The organism is Acinetobacter sp. UBA991 (assembly GCF_002292065.1).
Classification (GTDB): Bacteria; Pseudomonadota; Gammaproteobacteria; order Pseudomonadales; family Moraxellaceae; genus Acinetobacter; species Acinetobacter higginsii.
The window spans coordinates 1-22737 of sequence record NZ_DBBF01000007.1 but is presented as its reverse complement, the minus strand read 5'-3'; the positions used below and the strand labels follow the sequence as shown (position 1 = coordinate 22737).

The following is a 22737-nucleotide window of genomic DNA, read 5'->3' as shown; positions in this document are numbered from 1 at the left end:
GGATCTGTTAAACGTGACTGCAGTATATGGGAGCAATTCTGTAAAGAGCAGGGTATCAAATTTGATTTGGTACACCCTGCAGCAAACATGACAAAAACCAAAGATGCATATTTTAAAAAAATAACTGGCTGGGTAGGCAGAACAAGTGAGCACAGCCGAGATGCAGCAATGCTTGTTTATGGACGGTTGAAATGAGACAGAAAAATAACGATTGGTTGTTAATTATTGCATTCATCATATTCGCCATCGTAGTTGTGGCGGTAAATACATGGAACACGGTTCAAGTTTGTAAAGGTCAAGAAGTGTATTGGGTTAATGGAACTCAGTTCACATGTAAATTTTTTAAGTAGTAGGAGCGCAATGTATGTTAGTTGAAAAGTTTGATTTTTTGGAGTTGTTGCGTCTTGCTATTGCTCAAAGTGAGGGTAAAGGGAAAATTACGAAAAGCATTGTACTTGGTGAAATGGCCTTGTTAAGACCTGGCGCAAAGATGTGGGCCGAATTACTCATCGAGCGCGTTGATTTTGAGAGAATTGCTATCATCACACCTGCAGAGGAGCAGACCGAATTATTTATCAGTAAATATGACTTTAATTATCAAGTTGAACGCCGTATCGAAGATAAGCCTGGAAAAGTGGAGTTCAAGAATGGTGAAATCAAATCAGCTTTGTTTTTTAAGGTCCGTAACAAAATGGCCAGAATTATTCACCAGGAAATGATTAAGAAAAACTTTAAGCCCAACAATCCACAAGGATCTTTAGAGAACGTGGCCAAAGCAATGTCAGAGGTTGTTTTGCGAGGCCATTTATTTGTAAAAGCCATGTGCCCGCCGTGCCAGGGCTTAGGTAAACTAGAAATTTTTGATAGTAAAAATAATCCAACTAGCACCAAGTTTTGCCAAAAATGTGAGGGCACTGGAAAGCGACCATATACACTTAAAGAAAAAATAGACATTGCACACCTAACAATTACCAAAACAGCATATATCAAGAGTTATCAAAAATATGAGCAACTTGGAGAGTCAATAGTTGCAGAGTGGGAGAATCAGATCCGAGACAAGTTGTCTAAGTCATTTCATTTTGATGAGCATTCAGTCACTGATAGTCAGGTAAAAGAGCATCAGATTGATTGGAGTTCAATAAGCTTACCCGTAATCATATAAATATCATCTTGACAGCAGGGTATACAGTTCAGTATAAGTGTTTCTATAATGGGCGTTTTATTAATTAGATGCCCTCTAAGGTTTCCAAAGCTCGCTTATGCGGGCTTTTTACGTTTCTGGTCCTACCTATTAGGGATCTTTAAGTTAATAGGCATCTTATCTGGTCAATGGGGTGAGAGAGTGGTGCGGAGTTTTGATAGATAAAACACTACCCTTGGATTGACCACCTAAAGAGGTGAGTATTTACTTGCGGATTGGCGACCCCTTAACACATCAGTCAGCCTTAAACTACGGTACCACTCAGCCCAGTTGTTCATTTTGGATAGCTGGGCTGTTTTAATCCAGTTTCCTCTTTATGCCCTGCTTCGGTGGGGCTTTTTAATTTAGAGAAGTGAATAACTGATACAGTGACGCGCGCAGTATGGGATAGGCACACCCTGTTCACTTCATCTAAGTTAAAAACAGGATTGTATATGGACACAATCGAAGCGAAGAAGAATCTCAAACGCTATGAAGCGGAGATTGATAAATATCAAAACTTGTCTCGTGGATTAATGACTAGAGATGAAATGGTTGTGATTGATAAGAAGATTGCTCAATTAAAACTGTGGGCAAAGAACCTACGAAATGAACTGTATGCGTGATGCAAAGCGATTAGCTGAGATTAGAAAGTTGCCTTGTGTTGTATGCGGTAGATCACCAGTGGACGCAGCGCATAGTAATCAGTCAAGTCACGGTAAAGGCATGGGATTGAAAGCTTGTGACTCTAAAACGATTCCTTTGTGCAGAAGTCATCATGTGGAATACGACCAGTTTCAAAAGATGAATCGCTCACAGTCGATTGAATGGTTCGACAAGATGCTTGAAAAGACTGAACGGATGTTGAATTTAGACAATAACGAGATATTTTGAGGTGAGCATGAAAACAGCAGTGTTCACAATCAAAGACCACTCAGACATTGGTAAAACGATTAACTATCTGCATAACAACTACACTCAAGCTAATTTTGAGAATAAGCCGTTAGTTGTTGAGATTAGGTCTGAAACTAGAGACAGATCGAAAGCTCAAAACCGCTTATATTGGAAATGGCTTCATGAGATTCACAGAAAGACAGGCAATGACGAAGATCAATTGCACTTTGAGTTTAAGAAGAAGTTTCTAATCGGCATATTGAAGCGTGACGACAAAGATTACGCCGATATGTGTTTAGCTATATCCGCATTAAAACAAAGCGAATCTGAGCAATTTGAAGCGATTGCAAACGGTGTTATTCGAGAGACCTCTACAACTCGAATGAATACAGCACAGTTCACTACTTATTTGCAGTTAATCGAAGCATTTGCATTGAAAGAATTTGGTTTGGTTTTGCCTGTGCCTGATGATCTTAAATATGTGATGGAGTAAAGATATGGCGAACCTAACGCCTAAACAGCAAAGGTTTGTCGAAGAATATCTGATAGACCTGAATGCTACGCAAGCCGCAATTCGAGCTGGTTATAGTGAAAATACAGCAAAAGAGATTGGAAGCGAAAACCTCACAAAACCTAACATTGCAAAAGCTATTGCAGAAGCTCAAGCAAAGCGAGAAGAACGCACTAAAATCGACGCCGATTATGTTCTAAAGCGTCTAGTCGAAATTGACCAGATGGATGTCTTAGACATCATGGACGATCAAATGAAGATTCTCCCATTGCGTGAATGGCCTAAGGTTTGGCGGCAATATATTTCTAACATTGAGAATCTTGAATTAAGCGATGCTGATGGTGTGTTTAAAAAGATCAAATGGCCCGATAAGGTTAAGAATCTTGAATTGCTTGGTAAGCATATTGCTGTTGGGGCGTTTAAAGACAAAATCGAACACACAGGTCCCAACGATGGCGACATTAACGTAACCATTACAAGGCGAGTAATTGACTAAGGAGTGACATTGTGGAGCTTGAGATTCAAACGCCACGATGGGCATTGCCGTTATTAAAACCATCACGCTACAAAGGCGCATATGGTGGTCGTGGTTCAGGTAAATCACATTTCTTTGCAGAAGCATTGGTTGAGGATTGCTTTGCAGATAAAGAGCTTCGTGCTGTATGCATTCGTGAAGTGCAAAAGTCTATCAAGTTCTCATCAAAGCAATTGATTGAAGATAAGATCAAAGCACTTGGATTTTCTGATTACTTTGATTGTCAGCGTGACTTAATCAAGCGTATTGGCGGTGATGGCGTGATTTTGTTTCAGGGGATGCAAGATCATACGGCCGATTCGATCAAGTCACTAGAGGGATTTAGACGCGCATGGATTGAAGAAGCTAATCGATTATCTGATAAGTCATTGCGCTTACTACGTCCAACGATGCGTACAGAGGGTGCTGAAATATGGGCATCATGGAATCCTGAATCAAAACACGATCCGATTGATGACTTCTTGCGAGGTGAGTTTACACCTGAGAGTAGCATTGTGGTTGAGGTCAACATTGACAACAATCCATTCGCAGGAAAAACCCTACTCGATGAATACGAGGCGGATCGTCAGCGTGCAATTCAGATGCAACAAGCGGGCGATGCGAACGCATGGGCTTTATTTGAGCATGTATGGCGTGGCGCTTATCTTGAGTTTTCAGACTCGCTTGTGTTTAGCGGTCATTACATTATTGAAGAATTTGAGCCGCAGCCTGATTGGGTAGATGTTTATTACGGTGCTGACTGGGGATTTGCTAAAGACCCGACCACACTCAATAAAATCTGGGTGCATGATGATGTCTTGTATGTCGAATATGAAGTCAATCAGGTTGGTTGTGAAATCGACCATTTACCAAAGCTATTCGATGAAGTGCCTGGTGTAAGAGAACACAAAATCAGAGCAGATTCAGCACGACCTGAAACAATCAGCTACTTAAAGCGACAAGGTTTTAAGATTGAAGCAGCAGAAAAAGGTGCGGGAAGTGTTGAAGATGGCATCACTTACTTAAAGAAATTCAAAAAGATTGTGATTCATCCACGTTGTACTGAAACAGCTAAGGAATTTCGTCTGTATTCGTACAAAGTCAATCGTGCGGGTGATGTGCTACCCGTTATTCTCGATATGTATAACCACCATATTGATGCGATTCGATACGCATTGCAGCCATTAATTAAAGGCAGAACACCCAAAAAACCTGCAACGGCAGGAAGTCGTACATTTTAACTAAGGTATCAACATGGCAAAGTCTAAAAAAGAAGACAAAGCGTCTAAAAAGGCTTTGTCTAATGGGCCTTTATATTCTCAAGAAGCTGTCAGTCAATTTTATAAGTTAAGCAAACAACTTGATTTAGATGAGACTTTACGCAAAGCAGGGATTCAACGCCATCGTTTAGCCATTCTTCTTGATGATGATGAAATTGGGCAAGCGGTCGAGACACGTATTGATGCATTGCTTGCAACTCCATTTCGTATCGAGCCAAGTGATACACCAGAAGCCATTTTATTAATGCAAGAGATTAAGAAATGGTTTGTTGAGATTGCAACGGGATCAATTAACGCTTTGCTATTCGGCTATTCCGTTTTGGAAGCGGTCTATGATCAGACCGATGATGGACAAATAGGTTTAAACTGGATCGGTGAAAAGCCGTTGGAATGGTTCGAGCCTAAAAATGATGGCCGTTTGATTTATCGTCAGGATGGATCAGGTAAAGAATCGGAAGTCGATCAGATTTTTAAATTCTTTTTGACGCAGCGAAAAGCAACTTATAAGCAGCCATATGGTAAGGCGTTACTCACCGTTGTGTATTGGTTGGATTTCTTTCGTAAGAATGGCTTCAAGTTCTGGGCGAAGTTTTTGGAACGTTTTGGCACACCGATTTTAAAAGGTAAGTGCAAAAACTCTGAACCAGATGACATGAATCAAGCATTACTCAATGCACATGCTCAGAGTGTTATTTCGATTGATGCAGAAGATGAAGTTGAGATTTTGGCAGTCACTTCAAGCGGCAGTGCAGGCGTATCATTTGAAGCCTTTAACAATACGATTATTCGTCAGATTCAAAAGGTAATCTTAGGGCAAACCCTCACAAGTGGAACGGATGGCACAGGGAGCCGTGCACTGGGTGAAGTGCATGAAAATGTGCGTAAAGATAAACTCAATGCGGATATTCGATTAGTCACACCCACATTTCAGGCTATTGTTGATGCGCTTTGTGCCTTAAATAGTTGGGGCGAGCATGAAATTATCTTGGGTGAAAAGTCTAAGCAGCTGAATAAAGATCAAGCTGAGCGTGATGTTAAGCTCAAAGATGCAGGTGCAGTATTTACCAATCAATATTTTATCCGTGAGTATGGATTGCAAGATGGTGATTTGGCAGAGCCTTTACCAAGTCAGACACCACAACCGCAATTTAAAGCAATTCCAAGCAAGCCTTTCAGTTTTGCTGCAAGTGTTAAGGGTCTTACACAAGAGCAACAAGAGCTTGATGAACTGGCGGATCAAAACTTCAAGATATTATCAAATAGCGACCTGAAAGATTTGATTCTGAATAGTGAAAGCATTGAAGAATTGCAAACGAGTCTATTTGCCATCGCTAAGACTGCTGATAAATCACAGTTTAATGAAGTGTTAGATCGGGCTTTGTTCGCTGCTGATGTTTTGGGATATATGCATTCAAAAGAGGGGCGTTAAATGGACAATATGACGCTCTTACAAGCTATTGCATTTGCTCGATCAAGAGGTGTTTTACTGCCTGCCGACTACTATGCACTTGATTTAAATTCACGCCAATATGCTTCTACTGTGAGCTATTTGGCGGGTCTTGATCAGATTCAATCTGTATTGGATTCAGCTTATAAGGTTTTGGAGAGTGGCGGTACTTTTAGAGACTTTCAAAAACTGGTTGAGGAAAGCGGTATTGAGTTGTCAGAAGCGCATTTAGACAATGTGTTTAGAACCAATATTCAAAATGCTTATGCTCATGGTAGGTGGTTACATCAGCAACAGAATAAAGATAAACGCCCTTATCTTGAATATTTTGCAATCAACGACAAAAGAACTCGTCCAAGCCATTTAGCACTGGATGGTGTTATTCGACACATTGACGACCCATTTTGGCAGAAATGGTATCCGCCAAATGGGTATCGGTGTCGATGCACGATTAATGCAATCACTGAAAAGCAAGCGATCCGAAAAGGAATAACATCCAATGAGGATTTGCCAAATATTGAGCCTGACGCTGGTTGGGCTTTTCAGCCGTCTAACTATGATAAGCAGCCAAACGAGATACTTAAGTCGAAAGAAGCAAGTAAAACGATTACGCCTGAAGCTAAAACAGAAGTCATTGATCTGCGCAAAAAAACAGTAGTTGATACTGAAGCCGACCAGATTATCAAGACAAGCCTTTCAGATTTAACAGATGAGAAGCAAGTAATTATTGATGGAATGGTCGATAAAGCAGTTCGATTGGATCAGAATATCAGACCGAGTGACTTGCGTATCACTTTAGATTTAGCTGATGAAAAAGAAAATGCTTTGACGACAATTCTGAAGCAAGCTGAACTTCAAAAAGATCAGGATGGAACAGCGGGCAAAAGCATTTGGGACAAAGTTATAGGTGCTTTTAATCGGCTGTTCACATTAGCAAAGAATACGGCAAGCAAGCTCACGGGTAATTCAATTCGCGGCTTAGATGATTTGAATCTAACCGTGGGGAGTGTAATTGGTATTCAAACGCCAACATTGTTCAAACAAGCGCAAAAGGTTGGCAAACAGATCGTCATTCTTGATGCAAAGGGTGTGGCGCTAGACTTGAGCAAGATTAGCGGCATGAATGGCTCACTATTGGCTCCTGATTTGAATTTAGAGGTCGTTAGTAATACGGATGAGCAACTCATACTGAAACGAACTAAAGAGCAAGCTACGCGCTATTTCGTAGCGAATCAGACAGTATTTAGTCTTTACTAAACCTTTCAACAGATACAGCGACCTTTAAGGTCGTTTTTTTATGGGTGAAATATGCCAAAAACCGAAGAAAAGCAAAATCAATATTGCTTTCAACTTGGGCAGCTAAATGTAGATGCTCAGGAAGATGGCAAGAAAAAGCGGACGTTCTCAGGTGTTGCATACAGCGGCGAAGTGATTACCGACCACTGGTACTGGAAGCAAGTCATTTTTGATCTTGATTCAATGCAGATTAAAGGTCGTATTCCTGCACTACTTGAACATTCGTCTTATCAGCGTGCAGGCGCAATTGAGAGCCATGCAATCAGCTATGAATCAGGTCTAACTGTTAGCGGAATCTTACTTAGTAATGAGTTTGGCGCACAGGTAGCAAGTGATTCAGATGACGGCTTTCCGTGGCAAATGTCAGTACGCATTGAACCATCAAGCATTGATGAGATTCAGGCAGGCAACACCGTCACAGTAAACGGCAAGTTATTACATGGACCAATCACAGTGTTCCGTGGTGGTCGTATCAGAGAAGTTTCGTTTTGTGCCTTGGGTGCAGATGAAAACACAATGGCAGTGGCAGCAAGTCACAATCCAAACAATCCACAAGAGGACACAGACGTGACCGAACTAGAACAAGCAAAAGCCGCTTTGCAACAGGCGGAAACCGAGCGTGACAATGCTTTAAATGAACTAAAGCAGTTTAAGGCTGATAAGCGCAATGATGATATTTCAGCACTAGAAAAAGAATTGAAAACTCAATTCAGCGCTGAAGATAAAACGGCATATACAGCAATGGATGATGCAAGTTTTTCATTCACAGTTAAACAATTGCGCCAGTTTTCAGGGAAAAACAGTCCTGCAAATAACAGCCCAAGCAATCTATTCACTCATCAAGCGAAATCTGATGGAAATGAAAAACAAACTTTTGGTGCTGGTTCTCTCGTAGATCAAGCAAAACAACGCAAATAAGGGGAAGCAGAAATGGTTCAAACAGTAACAGATAATCACTCAGCAGTAAGTGATGTAATTGCTTGGGAATTGGAAGGCAATCATCGTCCAAGTCGTGAAAATGCAGTAATTGCAGCAAGTCAAGATTTATCAAATGGCACAGTCATTTCATATAACGCTAACAATCAGGTTCAAATCTTTGGTGGCGCAACTGATGAGGTTGCAGCTGGAATCTTTATTGGTGAGCGTATTGTGACAGGTGCAGGGCAAACTGCAAACGGTGTGGTTATGGCGCGAGACGCTCGATTTGTAGATGGCTCATTGATTTATAAATCAGGGCTTAGCAACACCAAAAAAACAGAAGCTTTAGCAAGCCTAAAAGCTTTACACATCACACCAGTTCGTGCAGCTTAAAGGGGCTAAAACATGGAATTAGATCAATCAGTATTTAGTACAGAAGAGTTATCTTTAGCAATTACAAATTTACCGACTCGAATCGGTAATCCGTCAGACATTGAATTGTTTCGCCCGATTCCTGGCACAACAAACAGCTTTGCTGCTGAGTTTATGACAGAAAGCAATATTCTTGTACCAACAACCGCTTGGGGGGGTGTTGCACCTAAAAACAGTTCAGGTACTCGCATTGCGAAGTCTTGGACAATTCCACACATGCCGCTTGAAGATGTGGTTTTAGCATCGGATGTGATGGGCGTGCGTGCGTTCGGTAGCACTGCTGCTGAAACCGTAAGCGGAAAAGTTCTTGACCGTTTACAAGCAATGAAAAACAAGATTGATACAACACTTGCGTTTCGTCGCTTAAAAGCAAAACAAGGAATTATTGTTGATGCTGATGGATCAACGATTATTAATTACTTCACAGACTTTGGTGTTGCACAAACCGAGGTTGATTTTGATCTTGGTACAGCAACAACAAACGTTGCTGCTAAGTGCCAAGACGTTATTGACAATATCGAAGATGCTTTAGGTCAAGAGATTTACACATCAATCGAAGTTGAAGTGGATCGTGCTTTTTATGATGCTTTGGTGGCTCATAAGAACGTCCGTGAAGTGTTCTTGGGTTGGTCTGCTGCTGAACAAAAGCTAGGGCGTTCTAACACGTCAGGTTTTGAATTTGGCGGATTGAAGTTCATTGTGAATCGTCAATCGGTTGGTGGTACGCCAATTTATGCGAACAAAACAGGTTCAGCATATCCACGTGGTACTCAGGACGTGTTTGTCACTGCATTAGCGCCTGCTGATTTCAACGAAACAGTGAATACTTCAGCATTGCCGTACTATGCTAAACAGCGCACTAAAGACTTTGATCGCGGTTTTGATTTGCATGTTCAAGCAAACCAATTGCCTACTGTATTGAAGCCAAAAGCATTGGTAAAAGTTAAATCAACAACATAAGGTGGCTGTCATGTACGCAACACGTGATGACATGGTGAAGCGTTACAGCCTGACCGAAGTATCACAGTTAGAGCGTTATTTGGCGGGGGGTGAGTCTGTTGAAGCTGCAATAGCAGATGCAGGCTCAATTATTGACGGTTGGATTGGTGCTAAGTATGCCGTTCCTCTTGAATACCCACCTGACAATATAAAAATCTTTGTCTGTGATATTGCCCGATACTTACTTTGGAAAAGCAAAGCATCAGAAGAAGTCCGCAGACGGTATGAAGATGCGATGAGTTATCTAAAGGGCGTTTCGAAAGGCACAAATGTTTTACTAGTTAAGAATCCAGCCACTGAAGAAGTTAAACCAGCAGCTAAATCACCAGCCACAATGCCCATAGGCACAACTTACCGTGGTGGTGTTTTTAGTGATGATGTTTTAAACCAGATGCCAAGCATCAAGTGAGGCAATCATGGCAGATAAACAGGGTTTTTACTTTCAAGGTGAGGAAAAGCTTCGGGATTGGCTTCGCAAGGTAGAGGCGAAAGCCGGTGATCATAAAGATCTATATGACGAGCTAGGGGATATTCTTCTAGATGGTGTACACGATCGTTTTAAGCGAGGTGTGGCACCTGATGGCAGACCTTGGCAGAAGTCATGGCGGGCAATCGCTCAGAAGGGTCAAACATTAAGAGATACGGGACGATTATTAAACTCAATCCGAACCCGGCTTAATAAAAACGGAGTTTCAATTCTCACTGATGTTCTATATGCAAAGCTGATGCATTACGGCGGAACCATTAGAGCTAAAAGCAAGCCATATTTGACCTTTAAAACCCCAACGGGTGGCTGGGTAAAACGTAAATCAATCTTTGTTCCTGCGCGTCCAATTTTCGGTGTGTCGGAAGATGATGCACAAAACATGTTGATTGCGATTGAGGAATATTTGGAGGAGCTCTTAAAAAATGCCTGATAACTATTTTGCTTTGGAGACAGTCATCAAAGAGCGACTGCAAGGAATTGATTCAATCCAAGCGATTTATACGCCGTTCTCCGTAGATGACATGCTGGAGTGTACGGCGGTTGCGCCGTCTATTAGCGTTATATACGTAGATGATCGCGTTGGAGATTCAGCCGGCAATGGCTCAGCAAGTATTGTTTACCAGCAATGGCTTGTTGTTTTGTGTGTTGAGGAAGCAGGTTCACAGCTTGAAGATACAACGCTGATTCGCAATGCAGCCAGTCCGATGATTCAAGAAATCTTAAAGCGTATGCAAGGTTTTAATCCTCAAATAGCAGGGTTCAAACAATTCAAGAGAGCAAATGCAGGTGTGCAGCACATGTCCGCAGCGGGCAAATTGTGGTTGCCGTATTTGTTCGAGTGTCAATTAATTAATAGCTTTTGAGGTCCCTATGTCCAAGCTATATGAAGCAGTAAAACCAATCGGGCGATTCGTACCAGGTGATTTTGTTGCAGGTCTATCTGATTCAGAGATTCAGGAACATTTAGACAAAGGCAACATTAAAGAGCATGTGCCTGAGCCAGTCGAAACAGCAAAAAAACCTACTAAAACGGAGGCCAAAGTAGATGGCTAAAGACTATATTTCATTACAGGGTATGTTCCATTTAGCCCCGATCGTTAATGGTGTTGTTGGTGCACTTCGAGAGTTGGGCAATATGCCAGAATTTGAAGTCGAAATTACAGCTGATGTTCTTGAGCATCAAGAAAGTACATCAGGGCAACGAACAACCGATTTCACCATGGTTCAAACGACTGGCGTGACTTTCTCAGGAACCATTGAAGAAGCCAATGCAGAGAATATTAAATACATTCTTTCTGGTGAAAACTTTGAAATCCCATCTGAAACTGTGACGGGTAAATCTTTGGGTACGGTTGCGGTCAATCAGATGATTTTGCTTGAAGCTTATAACTTGACCGATGTTGTTGTTAAAGACTCAACTGCATCACCTGTGACTGTAGATCCGAGCAAATATGTTTTGGATCCTGCCTTCGGAACCATTAAATTTGTCGATGTCACTGGTTTAACGATGCCATTAAAAATGGATTTCAAAACTGGTGCCGTAACTCAAACTACAATCGCATCTGATTTAGAGCAGGAATATCTGCTTTACTTTGCTGGGGTGAATACGGCGAATGGAAACAAAGTGGCAATGAAGTTATGGCGAACCAAGAAATCGCCTGAGGTAACTTTCCCATTGATTCATGAAGAACTTGGGCAATATCAAATTCAAGGTCAGGCACTTTCTGATATTTCCAAGGCTAGCGATTCAAAGCTTGGCTTGTATGGGCACTTTGTGAATATTCCTGCATCACCGTAAACCAAACAAATACAGGCACAGGGGCGCATAAGCGTCTTTTTTTGTGCCTGTACATTTAGGATTTTTTTTATGAATGACTTTTTTATTGCAAACAATGAATCATTGCCCCATGAATTTATTGATCAGAAAATTGAAGTGAAGCAGATCCAAGTAAAAAACTTGGCGCGATTCTCGGTTTATGCAATTAAGATCAAAGATGCTTTAGAAAGTTATTCAATAGAAACAATCACGCCGTTAATCGAGCCTCAGATGCTCAATGTGGTCGGTTTGTGCTCTATGGTGACAACACTGTGCCCTAAAACATTTATCGAGAATACAGCGCAAACCAAAGCCATTGCTGAGCTTGTGCTTAAGATCATTGAAGTAAATGAAGCGTTCTTTAAAAAAGAGAAAATACAGAATAGGACAAAAAAAGAAACAAAAGAGGTCACTTGGTTTCATTCATTCGCTTACTTGGTCAAGTGTGGCCATAGACATGGTGACATTATGGATATGACATACGGCGCTTTTATGCATTACTTGAAAGAAGCCCAAACTTTAGAACGGCAGCAAATCAAATCGTATGCAATAGCAACTCGTGTGGCCAATAATGCGAAGCAGCAGGGATGGGATAAATATATAAAACAGTTGGATGAATAATAATTGAATGACTTCATTTCATCCATTTGATAAATTATGTGCGATAAATAACAATTGGTTGATTAAATGAAATACTTATTAGTAGGGGCTTTATCTGTTTTATTATCTGTAAGTGCATTTGCTTATGACACAAAGTCCATAAGAACATCGACAGAGGCTGTTTTTATAGGTGATACCGAAGAAAGCATGTTATCTAAGTTGGGGAGATCCAAACCACGGTATTTTGTTTACAACAATGATGGCTTTGTTTGTGCAGCTACTGAATATAAATATGAGGTAGATATGTCTTTGTATACGGTGCTGATTTGTCGTGGCAAGATTTTCAAAATTGATGTAAGTAGCAAGTGAGATAATAAGAATGGATAATTTAAAAACACAAAAAATGATAAATATTATTTCCTGGGTAGTTGGGATTTTCCTTATTTTGAGGGGAATTACATTAATATCCAGTAGTATTTTAGGTGCACTATTAACAATAGTCGGAGCATTCCTTTTGCTACCTATAGTTCAAAATAAAATATCTAATTTACTCAATAGGAAAGTTGCTAAAAGCGTATTCATAGTAATTTGGCTAATATTAACAGTGTTTTCTGGAATGGCATTCCGTGCTTCTGATGAAAGAGCATTAAAAAATGGAACCGCTAGCCAAGAATTAATTGCACAGGAAGAAAAGTTAAAAAGTTATAAAGAAGAGAGGGAGAGGGGTGAAAAGTTAAGGGAAGAGCGTTTATTAGCTGAGGAAAAAGAACGTGAATCTCGAAAATATAATACTTCACCTTCTTCAAGCATGGGTTTTGATGAATGCAAACAAAAGGCTCAATCTGTACAACTTTCTGTAGCTGGAACACAATACAAATCAGCCGTATTGGTTGATTCTGATATAGCCTATACAGCAAGAGTTTGTACAAACGATGGTAGTGTTTTGATAACTTGTAGCGCTATAGATAAAAAAATGATAACAACGAAATCGAGTGATTGCCCAATTTAAGATCAGTTAACGCAAAACAAAAAAGTATTGTTTATGTTTAACAAACACCTGCTCCGGCAGGTTTTTTTTCGTCTAGAGGAAAGCGTATGGCGACTAATAGCTTAGATTTTTTGCTTAATTTACGTGCAAACACTACTGGATTCGATCAGGGTATTAACGGTGCAAAATTCGCCGTGAATGCCCTTGTTGGCGCTATGGCTGCATTGGGTGTTGGTTTAGGGGCTAAAGAGCTTGCAGAGGCCGCAGATAGTTACGCAAACCTTTCAGCGCGTATACAACTCTCAACCAAAGAAACAGGAAATTTCACAACTGCAATAGCGGGTGTCCACCAAATTGCTCTTACAACAAATTCAAGTTTAGATTCAACTGCCGAGCTTTTTACTAAGTTGAATACCGTTGCTAAAGACATGGGGATGACCCAGCAACAGGCGTTGGATTTAACCAAAACAGTTACTCAAGCCATTAAATTAGGCGGTGGGTCTGTTCAGGGTGCAGAGGCGGCTGTCACGCAGTTTATTCAAGCTATGCAAGGTGGGGTCCTTCGCGGCGAAGAATTTAACTCTATGATGGAAAACGGCTATGGTCTTGCAGAGGCTTTGGCTAAAGGTCTTGGAGTTACAACAGGCGAACTCCGTAAAATGGCCGAAAACGGCGAACTTGGTGCGGACCGTGTACTTAAGGCCCTTGAAAGCCAAAAGGGTGCAATTGAAGCAGCTTATGCTGAATTGCCAAACACTATTGGAAATGCTTTGCAAAAGATTGCCACACAATGGCAAATCGTCATTGGATCAATGGATCAAGCAAGCGGAGCTTCCTCAACAGTTGCATCTTGGCTTTCAATGCTTGCAGACAATTTAGATATTGTTGAAGTGCTGTTAAATGATATTGGCGATGGTTTTGTATGGTTTGGTGATCAACTTAAAAAGATTGACCCTGCAACAATTGAAGCGCTTAAAACAGCCTTGTTATCTGCATATGATGCGATTAAATCACTTGGTTCAACAGTTGGAACCGTTTTTGAGTCGATAGTTGATGTGCTCAATACAGCTCTTGGGCAAATATTTAATTTTTCTAGTGGGGTTGACTCAGCAGCTGATAAAACGAATGGATTTACTAAAGCACTTCAATATGTAAATGTTGCTTTTGGGTTCCTGAATGATGGATTTAAGGCAATAAATATCGGCATTAATTTAATTATTGGCGCTGCTTATGATGCTGCAGGTGCATTTAGTTATTGGAAATCAAAAATTACGTTTGGTGATACATCTGCTCAAGCGCTGAAAGATTTTGAGGTAATGAGCGTTAAAGCTCAAGAATACTATAAAAAGTCGGCTGATGGCGCAATGGAGTTTAAATCTTCCGGTGTTGAAGCGATCCGTCAAATTAGTTTAACTCAAGACGAAAAGAATGCAGAATCTGTTGCCTCCTCAAAAATTAAATTGGAAAAGTTGCTTGCTGATCAAAAATCAGAAGTAGATGGGAAAATAGCATCCGAAGAAGAAAAGATATCCGCCGTTCAAAAATATGCTGAAGCAGCCATTAGAGCAAATGGTGGTGTTATTGATGGCACTATGCAAGCTGATCTCATAACTAAGGGTTACATTGTCACACTAGAGGAAACAGGGAAAGTTGCAGTTACAGCATGGGGGGCTACTGAAACTGGTGCCAATAAGGCAAGCAATGAAACAGACAAGGCTAGAAAGGCGGCTGCAGCCTTAGGCGTGGATTTAGATGTCACTTTAAATCGTGTATCTGAGAAATTTGCTAAGGGTAAGCAAAATATTGATGATTTTGTTGGAGGCCTAAAAGGATTGGGTGCTGAAGGCAAGCAAGCCGCTGAAGTGACTTATCAAGCATGGACTAAGTGGTTAGAAACTGCAAAATCTCAGGCAGAAATCGATGTTGCAAAGGCCAAACTAATAGAGTTTGAGAAACAAGGTGTCATTTCAACAAAACAAGTTGAAATGGGCATGTTTGCAATCAAGCAAGCTACTGCCAAATTGCCTGATGATCTCGATGAAGTGGGTAAAGCATTTGAACGCCTTGGAGTTAAAACTAAAGAGCAGTTAAAGCTTGCTGCAGATTCAGCGATTGCAGACTTCAACACAATGAAAGCAAGCGGACAAGTCACCTCAGATGGCCTTAAACAAGCCTATGAACGTGTGATGCAAGCGGCTGCAGCATCAGGTGATCAAGCTGTCATTGCCAATGCCAAGGCTCAAGGCGCATCCGTTGGCTTACAAGCTCAGATCGATGAAACAGGCAAATCATCTGTGAAATCGACTCAAGAGATTGTAGATGAACTTTATAAAGTCGGTGACACGGCGAGAGGTACGGCATCCCAAGGATTTAGAGATCTAGGCCGTGTTGCCCGTGAAGAGGCGCAAAGCACGGCTGATGAATGGGAAGCTGCAATGAAGAAGATCGATGCTGAACGTAAAGCACAATCAGCTTCTACGGCAAAAGGCATGGGTCAAGCGATGGATGATATGGCTGCCAAAGCTGCTGACTATGAGAAACGCTTAGCTGCTGCTGGTATGGATGCAGGTCAGGCTAAGAAGGCAGGGAAAGACGCTTTAGACAGTATGATGTTTGCTTACTCTCAAGCTTTAAAAATGGGTTCTGTTACAGACTTTAGTACACCATTACTTAAAAAAATGGATGACACCTTGGCGTATTGGGAAAGTAAGAAATCTGGATCTGGTGGTAGCTCGGTTTCAGTTCCAAATATCAAAGCGCCATCTATTGAAGCACCGAAAATGCCAAGTGCATCCGATATCAATATCCCTAATCCTAAACCTCAAGTTTATCGGTTTGAGTTCGATGGGAAAGTGATTGAGTTAAATGGTGATCCATCACAGCAAGACTTAGTGAATGACTTCTTTAACCAATTGGAACAAGCAAAAAAGAGGATGTGATGAGACTTAAACGTAAATTAACCAATCAAACCGTCCCACTTGAGGACGGTTTTTTATGGTCTGACGAATTTACTTGGAAGCCAATTGAACAAAATCAAGAGTTCGCCGTGGACGGGACATTGATTGTTCAGGAAGGTAAAAAGAAATCAGGCCGACCAATCACATTAACTCCACCAGATAATCAGGGATGGATTAAGCGCTCAATTTTATCAGTGATTCAAGACTGGTCGGCTTTACAAAATGAGCAATTTACTTTGGTCTTTGAATATCCACATGACACACGCCAATTCAATGTGATTTTCAATCATGCAGATGGGGCGATTAATGCAGAGCCTGTAAAGGGGATACCAACAGTTTCAGAGGGTGACTATTACAAAGTCACCCTTAAATTTTTAGAGGTGTCGTAAGCTATCTATAGCTGTTAAAAAACCAATAAATTTATCATTTGAAATTAATTAATATAATTCAAAGATTTATGATGCATCCAAAAAACAAAGGGTAGCATAGTAAAAGTTATGGTATTTTATTGATACTATAAAAATTGTTGTTAGATTTTTATAGTTATTCATCGCATAGATGACTTGAAGTTAAGAATGCCCTGCGAAAGCAGGGTTTTTTTATTACAGCCTCTTACTTTTTGGTAAGAGGTTTTTTTATTGGAGGATTAAATGCCAGTACAAACAAATAACCTCATTTTATACAAGTCTGAGCGTTTGACTGATACACCAGACGGTGGCGGTAAATATTCTGGCCAAGTCGTTGTAGATGGCGAAAGTAATAATCTTTTTCCTGATGTATCTGAACTGGACCGCACCATGGGCCGTGTATCGATGCGTAAGATCTACGCAGGATTGAATAACAATGATACTGAGTCGCTGATGGGTTCAACTGTATTTGTCTCGAAGAATCCAGACGATCCGAACGTATCAGCATTATTGTTCAGCACACGTTCACATACAGATACCCGTGATTCAGCACAAAACCGAGTAGAAAGTTATCTGGCCAAAGGCGCTCAGGCGGTTGGTTCTTTACTTGATACTGCATATGCAGCTATGAAAGCAATTCAAGTTGCCATGGCAACAAATGAGTCCGAGAATTCAGTCGGTGACACTCTTGTTCTTGTCGTGAATGAGGGTACCGTAAATGAGTTTGCACAATACGTTCGTTTAACCAGTGTTGAAACTAGAACGGCGTTTGTACGTGTAAACAACTCGAATATTGAATATAAGATTGCGACTTATGGTTTTAAAGATCCCTTGGCGCGTGATTATGTAGGTGTATCCGCTACGCAGTGGTACAACAATGCTAAACCTACAACAACGATTAGAGAAACTGTTGTGGCTGATGCTGGTATCTATTATGCCAGTGTGGATCTAGCTGATGACGTGGGCATTGGTAGTTTTACAATCCCTGCCAAGACAATGTTTTCTCAGTTAATCCCATCTTCGCAGACTGAAACGCCGTTACTCGATCTTAATGCCGTAAGTGAAAATCCAGCATTGGTTGCAGGTAACTCAGGAACAATCAATGTTCAGTACACAACTAATGTAAACACAGGGCAGGCTTTATATCTTGGCTCAAGTGTTTTACCTGGTTCTATTTCGTTCACGCTTTTTGGCCAATCCATTTCTGATAACGGCGGAACATTGCGAAATCCAACTGGCACTCAAGTCGGTACCATTGATTACCAAACTGGTCGTATCGTGTGGACCAATGCTATTGGTACAGGCAATGCAATCATCAATGTGGTATTTACTCCCGCATCTGCGCCAGTTCAACCGTTTGAATCATTTGCACTACCTGTTACTGCCGCGAATCAAGGTACTAATTGGACAGGGGTTTTAACTCCGATTCCTGCACCTGGTGCGCTTTCTATTTCTTTTATGTCACAAGGTAAATTCTATGTACTTAAAGACAATGGAACAGGGCGATTGGTTGCGGCAACAGAATCTATCGGTAGCGGATCAATAAGTTACACAACAGGAACGTGGTTATTGACCACAGGTGCCTTGCCTGATGTGGGAACTCCAATTCTTTTGCAATGGGGTAGTCCGATAACAACTTTTGCCAGAGCAGATTTGCCGGTATTACCTGCAGGGTTAGATTTTCAGTTATTTCATAATGGGATTTCTAGCGCGACAGTGACATGGATGTTGGACGGCGTTGAGAAAACAGCAACAACAAATAGTTCTGGCCAATTCACTGGTGATGCAATCGGTTCAATGACGTTTAACAATGGTAAAGGTCGGATCATTCCAAAGAAATTACCGCAAAAGAGCACGGTTTTCACAATCTCGTATAACTACGGCGAAGGTAAATCGCAGACTAAGAACTCTTCACCAGATGCCAATAACAAGTTGATGTTTACTATTGGTACTGGTGCTGCAATTCAGCCAAGTTCAGTAGGTTTGGAAATCCCATTGGCAAAAGCAGTCGGTGCAGCAGCTGAAGGGATAGTCAGTTTGCATGATGTACCAATCAACGGAACCACTGGAAATCTAGTCGATGATTTTGGAACGGTTATGGGTACCATCATTTATGCGACCGGCGCTTGTGAAGTCACACCCACAATGCAAAAAACGATTTACACCACAGTGTATACACCTATCATTTTCTATACGGGGTGATCATGAGCTTTTATCTTCCGCAGACATCAGAAGTTGTACCATCACAAATTACTTTAAAAGCATTTGATACAACGACAATTCAAGTCAAATATCGTGACACATCAGGCACGGGAAGCAGTTCAACTACGGTGACGGCAGACAAGCTTAAGTTTGATTTGACACAAGGATTTGATGAGCAAATTTTATCTAATTCGGTGCGATTCAAGCTTGGTGCAGATACGTTTATTGATCGTACCGGCCTGCTGTATCGAAATGTAGATAGCTCAACAGGCAGTGGTACCCAGTCTGGCACAATCCAATATGGTACCGGTATTGCCGAGTTTGATACGTGGACATCAAACGTTGATAACCAATTAACGTTGCAAGCCCTAACAACAACGACAGACATGTTGCCGATTCATCATGTGAGTTTCCGCACGCCAACAATCCCGATTCGACCTGGTTCTTTAACTGTTGTTGTAGCAGCAATGGCGGGCGGCCAATTAACACTTACGGCCAATGAGGCAGGCATAATTGAAACTGATGAGGCACATGGTTCTATTAACTACGAAACAGGCTTTGTAGATATTTATTTCTATAAGAAAACCAAAAAGTCTGATCATCCTGAAATTGTGAATGAGCCTTGGTACGATCCTTTGCTTGATTATACGGATGGTGGCAACACTGTTTGGGTTAATGCGCCGTACTGGATAGATGCTATGAGCATACGCTATAACGCTGTTGCCTATACATACATTCCTCTTGATTCTGAAATTCTGGGATTGTCTGCTACTCGCTTACCTGCAGATGGACGTGTCCCTATTTTTCGGGTGGGTGACATTGGGGTTATTGCCTCATCTAAAAAGCAGGAATTGCCAAGCCATGTTGCTGGCCAAACCTATCAATTAGATGATCAGCGCATCTCGTGGTGTGAGCTTGAAGATAGTAACGGTGTGAAAGTTCCGTTCGATATGTATGTGGTTGATTATGACTATGGTCGAGTGACGTTAAGCGGTGACTTTGCCCTAAATAGTCTTGTTGCCCCAATTTCGGCAGCATATCGTTATCAAGACATGGGTTTGATTAACGATGTACAGATTAATGGCCAGATTACTTTAACCAAGCCTGTGACTCACAACTATGATGCGGACAACTCGATTGTAGGTTCAGCGCTGGTTGTTGGCGATATGTTTAGTCGCTATACAAGCAAATTTGCACAAAGCACTTGGAATAACGCTTGGGCTGACACAGCAATAGGTGCGCCGATGTCAGCAAACTACAACGATGCCTTGTATCCGATTCAGATTACAAACAAGGGTGCGATTCAGGAACGTTGGGCGCTGGTATTCACTGATATTTCAACTTTTAGAATCATCGGTGAAGTATCGGGTCAAATTGGCACAGGCACAACTACAAATGACTGTGCGCCAATCAACCCAGTCACCAGTGAACCGTACTTTCAAGTTAAAAAAGAGGGCTGGGGTGCAGGTTGGGCAAATGGCAATGTTTTACGCTTCAATACCATTGCTGCCATGTACCCGATCTGGTGTATTCGTACAGTGAAGCAATCTGAACCTACAACATTAAGTGACAACTTCCAGATTATGTATCGTGGCGATATTGATCGGGATATTTAAATAATTAACCCAAAGGGCTGCATGCGCAGCCTTTTTTATTGAGTAAATAATCATGGCGACAGATGTAGATGTTCAATACTTTAGCCACTTAAACGGCTTAACTTTGGGAAATAACTGGGGCGACATGATTCGCTTGCTTGACACCTGTCTTGTGAATGGCTTGCCTTTTACAAGTGTAACGAGTGCAAGTATTGATGCACAGGGCGATATTACCCTGAATTTATATGCAGCACATAATGCCTTGTTATTTCAGATCGTTGAATTGACAGGTTTTTCACCATCAGAAATTAACGGTAAATATCGTATCAAAGGCACACCAACGCCCACACAGCTTGTTTTAAAAGCAGAACATGCTGGCAAAACAATTAGCACAGTCGGCACGGCAAAATTAGCAGCACTGGGTTATGAGATTATTTTTCGCGATTTAGGTGATGTTAAGCGTGTTTATCGTGCTAAAAATCCACGCTCAGAGCATCCGTTTATCCGTGTAGATGAAACGATTTCAGATGGCACAAATAGCTATACATCAACATACGCAAAGTATGCAATGGTTGGTTTGCTTGCACATATGGATCATATAGATGATTTTAATAATCCAGATGTTTTGCAACTTCCATTAGATACAAACGATCCTGCAAAAAACTGGAAGATAACAGGTACGGGGACAGGGGTTGTACGTGGATGGAGTCGATGGTATTGGGCGAGAAGCACTCCACCCGATAACTCTAATACGTCAAATGACACGACTGTGAGCAATGGTTCTCGTAAGTTCTCATTAATTGGAGATAGTTCTACATTTTACTTATTAACAGAATTGGTGGTGGGTAACACTGGTAAAATATTAAATGGTATTGGTTGTATTAATAGTGATATTGAACTAATAACAAAAAATTGGTTTTTGATGTGTACGCTATCTGAAAAATCCGCATCACAATTACAAGGAGATCAATATGGTTACTGGGCAAATGCTGTGGGCTATCAGCCATTAATGCGGAATAGTACGACTGGGTGCTTTTATACTACTGCGGACTTAATAGGTCTTAATAATCATGCATACGCATATCCAATACAGCATGATTTCAATAGTGGGTCATCCAATGTCTTTTCGGGCACAGCCACTCCTGCAATTGAAATTCCTTTTTATGATTCTAATAAAAAATTAAGGGGGCAACTACCTCATATTTTATATGCTGGAAAAGTCTTAAATGCTCAAAGTGATACTCAATATTTTCTATCAGAGAAATCTATGTATGTTTCAGATATTGCAATGAGCACTGGTTCGATTGGGGGTTTTTATTTCTACTTAGGAGAGTTAGAGTGAAGCCAGTATCTCGTAAAGTTATGCCGTCATCAAACAACCTACAACCAACAATATTAACTCCAACGTCTGTAATCGGCAGTGTAAAAGGCAGTGTTAAAAAACTTGGTCAAAACTATCAAAATGCAACTGTGGTTTTATACAGTAAGGCTAATTTGCAGCCCATTGCGATTAGAAAACCAAAAGAAAACGGTGATTATAGTTTTATGGGGTTAACTACAGATATGAAAACATTTGTAGTCGCATTTGATGCAAACAAACAATTCAACGCAGTCATTCAAGATAACGTGGTGCCAAAATGAGTAAAACATCAGTCAAAGCTCGGCTTGCCATGATTCAAGCCTTTGCGGAATTTATGGATAGCGGTAGCCAAAGTGCTACCGTTATTTTTTATGAGGGCGTGCAGCCAGCGGACACATCAGTGGCAGCCGATTCAAACAATGTACTGGTCACACTAACTTTTCCTGAGCCATGCGTTAAAGAAACCACGCCAACTTATGTTGAATTTCATCCGACTAACACAGGCTCGGTTATTAAGTCTGGCACAGCTACATGGGCACGGATTTATAACGGTGCAGGTGAAGTCGCCGCTGATCTAACTGTGGGTACAGATATATCTCTAGCTAATACTAATTTGGCTTTGGGCGGTACACTGTCAACCACATCAATAAAACTTAGACCGTAGGTGATGTATGTCAGGTGTACGCTTAGAGTGGGCGCAATTTGGCGATTTTGATTCATTTGATGTGATACGTTCTGATACGTCACTCGCAAGTGTTGCTGATATTGATTTACCTAGCCCAATCGCAACTAATCTTAAAACCATGTATTACGTGGATACGACTGTAGCTGAGGATAGTACTTATTATTACAAA

At 41.1% G+C, this 22737-nt stretch carries 27 protein-coding genes and 1 pseudogene; all 28 read left to right on the top strand.

Annotated features, from left to right (window positions below; all coding sequences use genetic code 11):
* Positions 1-195: pseudogene (locus tag B2727_RS01660) on the top strand (hypothetical protein); the annotation flags it as partial.
* A 169-nt stretch (positions 196-364) separates the two neighbouring features.
* Positions 365-1162 (top strand): hypothetical protein, encoded by a 798-nt coding sequence (locus tag B2727_RS01655; RefSeq protein WP_291347512.1) that lies wholly within the window; start codon positions 365-367, stop codon positions 1160-1162.
* 473 nt (positions 1163-1635) lie between these two features.
* Positions 1636-1806, top strand: coding sequence for a hypothetical protein (locus B2727_RS01650; RefSeq protein ID WP_164467930.1), 171 nt, complete (start codon positions 1636-1638; stop codon positions 1804-1806).
* Entirely contained in the window at positions 1799-2074 is a 276-nt protein-coding gene (locus B2727_RS01645) for a DUF968 domain-containing protein (RefSeq protein ID WP_033134154.1), read from the top strand. Before B2727_RS01650 ends, B2727_RS01645 begins: the two co-directional genes overlap by 8 nt.
* A 7-nt stretch (positions 2075-2081) precedes the next feature.
* On the top strand, positions 2082-2567 hold the full coding sequence (locus tag B2727_RS01640; protein WP_033134155.1) for a recombination protein NinB: 486 nt from the start codon (positions 2082-2084) through the stop codon (positions 2565-2567).
* A 4-nt stretch (positions 2568-2571) separates the two neighbouring features.
* Positions 2572-3081: a terminase small subunit gene (locus B2727_RS01635; protein WP_033134156.1), complete on the top strand. Its 510-nt coding sequence runs from the start codon at positions 2572-2574 to the stop codon at positions 3079-3081.
* Between the two features lie 11 nt (positions 3082-3092).
* The gene (locus B2727_RS01630; RefSeq protein WP_291347505.1) at positions 3093-4340 is read left to right on the top strand and encodes a PBSX family phage terminase large subunit; all 1248 of its coding nucleotides are present in this window, start codon (positions 3093-3095) and stop codon (positions 4338-4340) included.
* A 13-nt stretch (positions 4341-4353) separates the two neighbouring features.
* Positions 4354-5808 carry a phage portal protein family protein gene (locus tag B2727_RS01625; RefSeq protein ID WP_291347503.1) on the top strand — a complete coding sequence of 485 codons (1455 nt, stop codon included), beginning with the start codon at positions 4354-4356 and terminating at the stop codon, positions 5806-5808.
* A complete protein-coding gene (locus tag B2727_RS01620; RefSeq protein WP_291347502.1) occupies positions 5809-7083 on the top strand; it encodes a phage minor head protein in 1275 nt (424 codons plus the stop codon). It abuts the gene before it with no gap.
* Positions 7084-7134: 51 nt separating this feature from the next.
* On the top strand, positions 7135-8040 hold the full coding sequence (locus B2727_RS01615) for a hypothetical protein (protein WP_033134159.1): 906 nt from the start codon (positions 7135-7137) through the stop codon (positions 8038-8040).
* Between the two features lie 12 nt (positions 8041-8052).
* On the top strand, positions 8053-8433 hold the full coding sequence (locus B2727_RS01610; protein ID WP_033134160.1) for a head decoration protein: 381 nt from the start codon (positions 8053-8055) through the stop codon (positions 8431-8433).
* 12 nt (positions 8434-8445) lie between these two features.
* On the top strand, positions 8446-9432 hold the full coding sequence (locus tag B2727_RS01605; protein ID WP_291347500.1) for a major capsid protein: 987 nt from the start codon (positions 8446-8448) through the stop codon (positions 9430-9432).
* A gap of 10 nt (positions 9433-9442) precedes the next feature.
* Positions 9443-9880, top strand: coding sequence for a gp436 family protein (locus B2727_RS01600; protein WP_291347498.1), 438 nt, complete (start codon positions 9443-9445; stop codon positions 9878-9880).
* Positions 9881-9887: 7 nt separating this feature from the next.
* Positions 9888-10388: a phage virion morphogenesis protein gene (locus B2727_RS01595; protein WP_291347496.1), complete on the top strand. Its 501-nt coding sequence runs from the start codon at positions 9888-9890 to the stop codon at positions 10386-10388.
* Complete coding sequence (locus tag B2727_RS01590) at positions 10381-10821, top strand: phage tail terminator protein (protein ID WP_291347495.1); 441 nt, start codon at positions 10381-10383, stop codon at positions 10819-10821. Before B2727_RS01595 ends, B2727_RS01590 begins: the two co-directional genes overlap by 8 nt.
* Before the next feature lie 7 nt (positions 10822-10828).
* Positions 10829-11011: a hypothetical protein gene (locus tag B2727_RS01585; RefSeq protein WP_291347492.1), complete on the top strand. Its 183-nt coding sequence runs from the start codon at positions 10829-10831 to the stop codon at positions 11009-11011.
* Positions 11004-11756, top strand: a complete 753-nt coding sequence (locus tag B2727_RS01580; protein WP_291347490.1) for a hypothetical protein — start codon at positions 11004-11006, stop codon at positions 11754-11756. Before B2727_RS01585 ends, B2727_RS01580 begins: the two co-directional genes overlap by 8 nt.
* A gap of 69 nt (positions 11757-11825) precedes the next feature.
* The gene (locus tag B2727_RS01575; RefSeq protein WP_291347488.1) at positions 11826-12395 is read left to right on the top strand and encodes a hypothetical protein; all 570 of its coding nucleotides are present in this window, start codon (positions 11826-11828) and stop codon (positions 12393-12395) included.
* Positions 12396-12461: 66 nt separating this feature from the next.
* On the top strand, positions 12462-12743 hold the full coding sequence (locus B2727_RS01570) for a hypothetical protein (RefSeq protein ID WP_291347486.1): 282 nt from the start codon (positions 12462-12464) through the stop codon (positions 12741-12743).
* A gap of 10 nt (positions 12744-12753) precedes the next feature.
* Complete coding sequence (locus B2727_RS01565) at positions 12754-13383, top strand: hypothetical protein (RefSeq protein ID WP_291347484.1); 630 nt, start codon at positions 12754-12756, stop codon at positions 13381-13383.
* 86 nt (positions 13384-13469) lie between these two features.
* On the top strand, positions 13470-16301 hold the full coding sequence (locus B2727_RS01560; protein WP_291347482.1) for a tape measure protein: 2832 nt from the start codon (positions 13470-13472) through the stop codon (positions 16299-16301).
* On the top strand, positions 16301-16708 hold the full coding sequence (locus B2727_RS01555) for a hypothetical protein (RefSeq protein WP_291347480.1): 408 nt from the start codon (positions 16301-16303) through the stop codon (positions 16706-16708). The genes B2727_RS01560 and B2727_RS01555 overlap by 1 nt, the downstream gene beginning before the upstream one ends.
* Positions 16709-16969: 261 nt before the next feature.
* Positions 16970-18928 carry a hypothetical protein gene (locus B2727_RS01550; protein ID WP_291347478.1) on the top strand — a complete coding sequence of 653 codons (1959 nt, stop codon included), beginning with the start codon at positions 16970-16972 and terminating at the stop codon, positions 18926-18928.
* Between the two features lie 2 nt (positions 18929-18930).
* The gene (locus tag B2727_RS01545; protein WP_033134174.1) at positions 18931-20544 is read left to right on the top strand and encodes a hypothetical protein; all 1614 of its coding nucleotides are present in this window, start codon (positions 18931-18933) and stop codon (positions 20542-20544) included.
* A 52-nt stretch (positions 20545-20596) separates the two neighbouring features.
* Entirely contained in the window at positions 20597-21865 is a 1269-nt protein-coding gene (locus B2727_RS01540) for a hypothetical protein (RefSeq protein ID WP_033134175.1), read from the top strand.
* Positions 21862-22164 carry a hypothetical protein gene (locus B2727_RS01535; protein WP_033134176.1) on the top strand — a complete coding sequence of 101 codons (303 nt, stop codon included), beginning with the start codon at positions 21862-21864 and terminating at the stop codon, positions 22162-22164. The genes B2727_RS01540 and B2727_RS01535 overlap by 4 nt, the downstream gene beginning before the upstream one ends.
* Positions 22161-22547 carry a hypothetical protein gene (locus B2727_RS01530; RefSeq protein WP_033134177.1) on the top strand — a complete coding sequence of 129 codons (387 nt, stop codon included), beginning with the start codon at positions 22161-22163 and terminating at the stop codon, positions 22545-22547. Before B2727_RS01535 ends, B2727_RS01530 begins: the two co-directional genes overlap by 4 nt.
* Positions 22548-22554: 7 nt before the next feature.
* Positions 22555-22737, top strand: a 183-nt coding sequence (locus B2727_RS01525; protein WP_291347471.1) for a hypothetical protein, incomplete at its 3' end; no start/stop codon positions are given.

Coding starts and splice junctions, on each gene's coding strand:
- B2727_RS01575 (WP_291347488.1), top strand. CDS start 11,826: ATGAATGACTTTTTTATTGCAAACAATGAATCATTGCCCCATGAATTT.
- B2727_RS01560 (WP_291347482.1), top strand. CDS start 13,470: ATGGCGACTAATAGCTTAGATTTTTTGCTTAATTTACGTGCAAACACT.
- B2727_RS01605 (WP_291347500.1), top strand. CDS start 8,446: ATGGAATTAGATCAATCAGTATTTAGTACAGAAGAGTTATCTTTAGCA.
- B2727_RS01580 (WP_291347490.1), top strand. CDS start 11,004: ATGGCTAAAGACTATATTTCATTACAGGGTATGTTCCATTTAGCCCCG.
- B2727_RS01585 (WP_291347492.1), top strand. CDS start 10,829: ATGTCCAAGCTATATGAAGCAGTAAAACCAATCGGGCGATTCGTACCA.
- B2727_RS01545 (WP_033134174.1), top strand. CDS start 18,931: ATGAGCTTTTATCTTCCGCAGACATCAGAAGTTGTACCATCACAAATT.
- B2727_RS01645 (WP_033134154.1), top strand. CDS start 1,799: ATGCGTGATGCAAAGCGATTAGCTGAGATTAGAAAGTTGCCTTGTGTT.
- B2727_RS01550 (WP_291347478.1), top strand. CDS start 16,970: ATGCCAGTACAAACAAATAACCTCATTTTATACAAGTCTGAGCGTTTG.
- B2727_RS01650 (WP_164467930.1), top strand. CDS start 1,636: ATGGACACAATCGAAGCGAAGAAGAATCTCAAACGCTATGAAGCGGAG.
- B2727_RS01635 (WP_033134156.1), top strand. CDS start 2,572: ATGGCGAACCTAACGCCTAAACAGCAAAGGTTTGTCGAAGAATATCTG.
- B2727_RS01620 (WP_291347502.1), top strand. CDS start 5,809: ATGGACAATATGACGCTCTTACAAGCTATTGCATTTGCTCGATCAAGA.
- B2727_RS01610 (WP_033134160.1), top strand. CDS start 8,053: ATGGTTCAAACAGTAACAGATAATCACTCAGCAGTAAGTGATGTAATT.
- B2727_RS01640 (WP_033134155.1), top strand. CDS start 2,082: ATGAAAACAGCAGTGTTCACAATCAAAGACCACTCAGACATTGGTAAA.
- B2727_RS01655 (WP_291347512.1), top strand. CDS start 365: ATGTTAGTTGAAAAGTTTGATTTTTTGGAGTTGTTGCGTCTTGCTATT.
- B2727_RS01540 (WP_033134175.1), top strand. CDS start 20,597: ATGGCGACAGATGTAGATGTTCAATACTTTAGCCACTTAAACGGCTTA.
- B2727_RS01600 (WP_291347498.1), top strand. CDS start 9,443: ATGTACGCAACACGTGATGACATGGTGAAGCGTTACAGCCTGACCGAA.
- B2727_RS01570 (WP_291347486.1), top strand. CDS start 12,462: ATGAAATACTTATTAGTAGGGGCTTTATCTGTTTTATTATCTGTAAGT.
- B2727_RS01595 (WP_291347496.1), top strand. CDS start 9,888: ATGGCAGATAAACAGGGTTTTTACTTTCAAGGTGAGGAAAAGCTTCGG.
- B2727_RS01625 (WP_291347503.1), top strand. CDS start 4,354: ATGGCAAAGTCTAAAAAAGAAGACAAAGCGTCTAAAAAGGCTTTGTCT.
- B2727_RS01565 (WP_291347484.1), top strand. CDS start 12,754: ATGGATAATTTAAAAACACAAAAAATGATAAATATTATTTCCTGGGTA.
- B2727_RS01615 (WP_033134159.1), top strand. CDS start 7,135: ATGCCAAAAACCGAAGAAAAGCAAAATCAATATTGCTTTCAACTTGGG.
- B2727_RS01555 (WP_291347480.1), top strand. CDS start 16,301: ATGAGACTTAAACGTAAATTAACCAATCAAACCGTCCCACTTGAGGAC.
- B2727_RS01590 (WP_291347495.1), top strand. CDS start 10,381: ATGCCTGATAACTATTTTGCTTTGGAGACAGTCATCAAAGAGCGACTG.
- B2727_RS01530 (WP_033134177.1), top strand. CDS start 22,161: ATGAGTAAAACATCAGTCAAAGCTCGGCTTGCCATGATTCAAGCCTTT.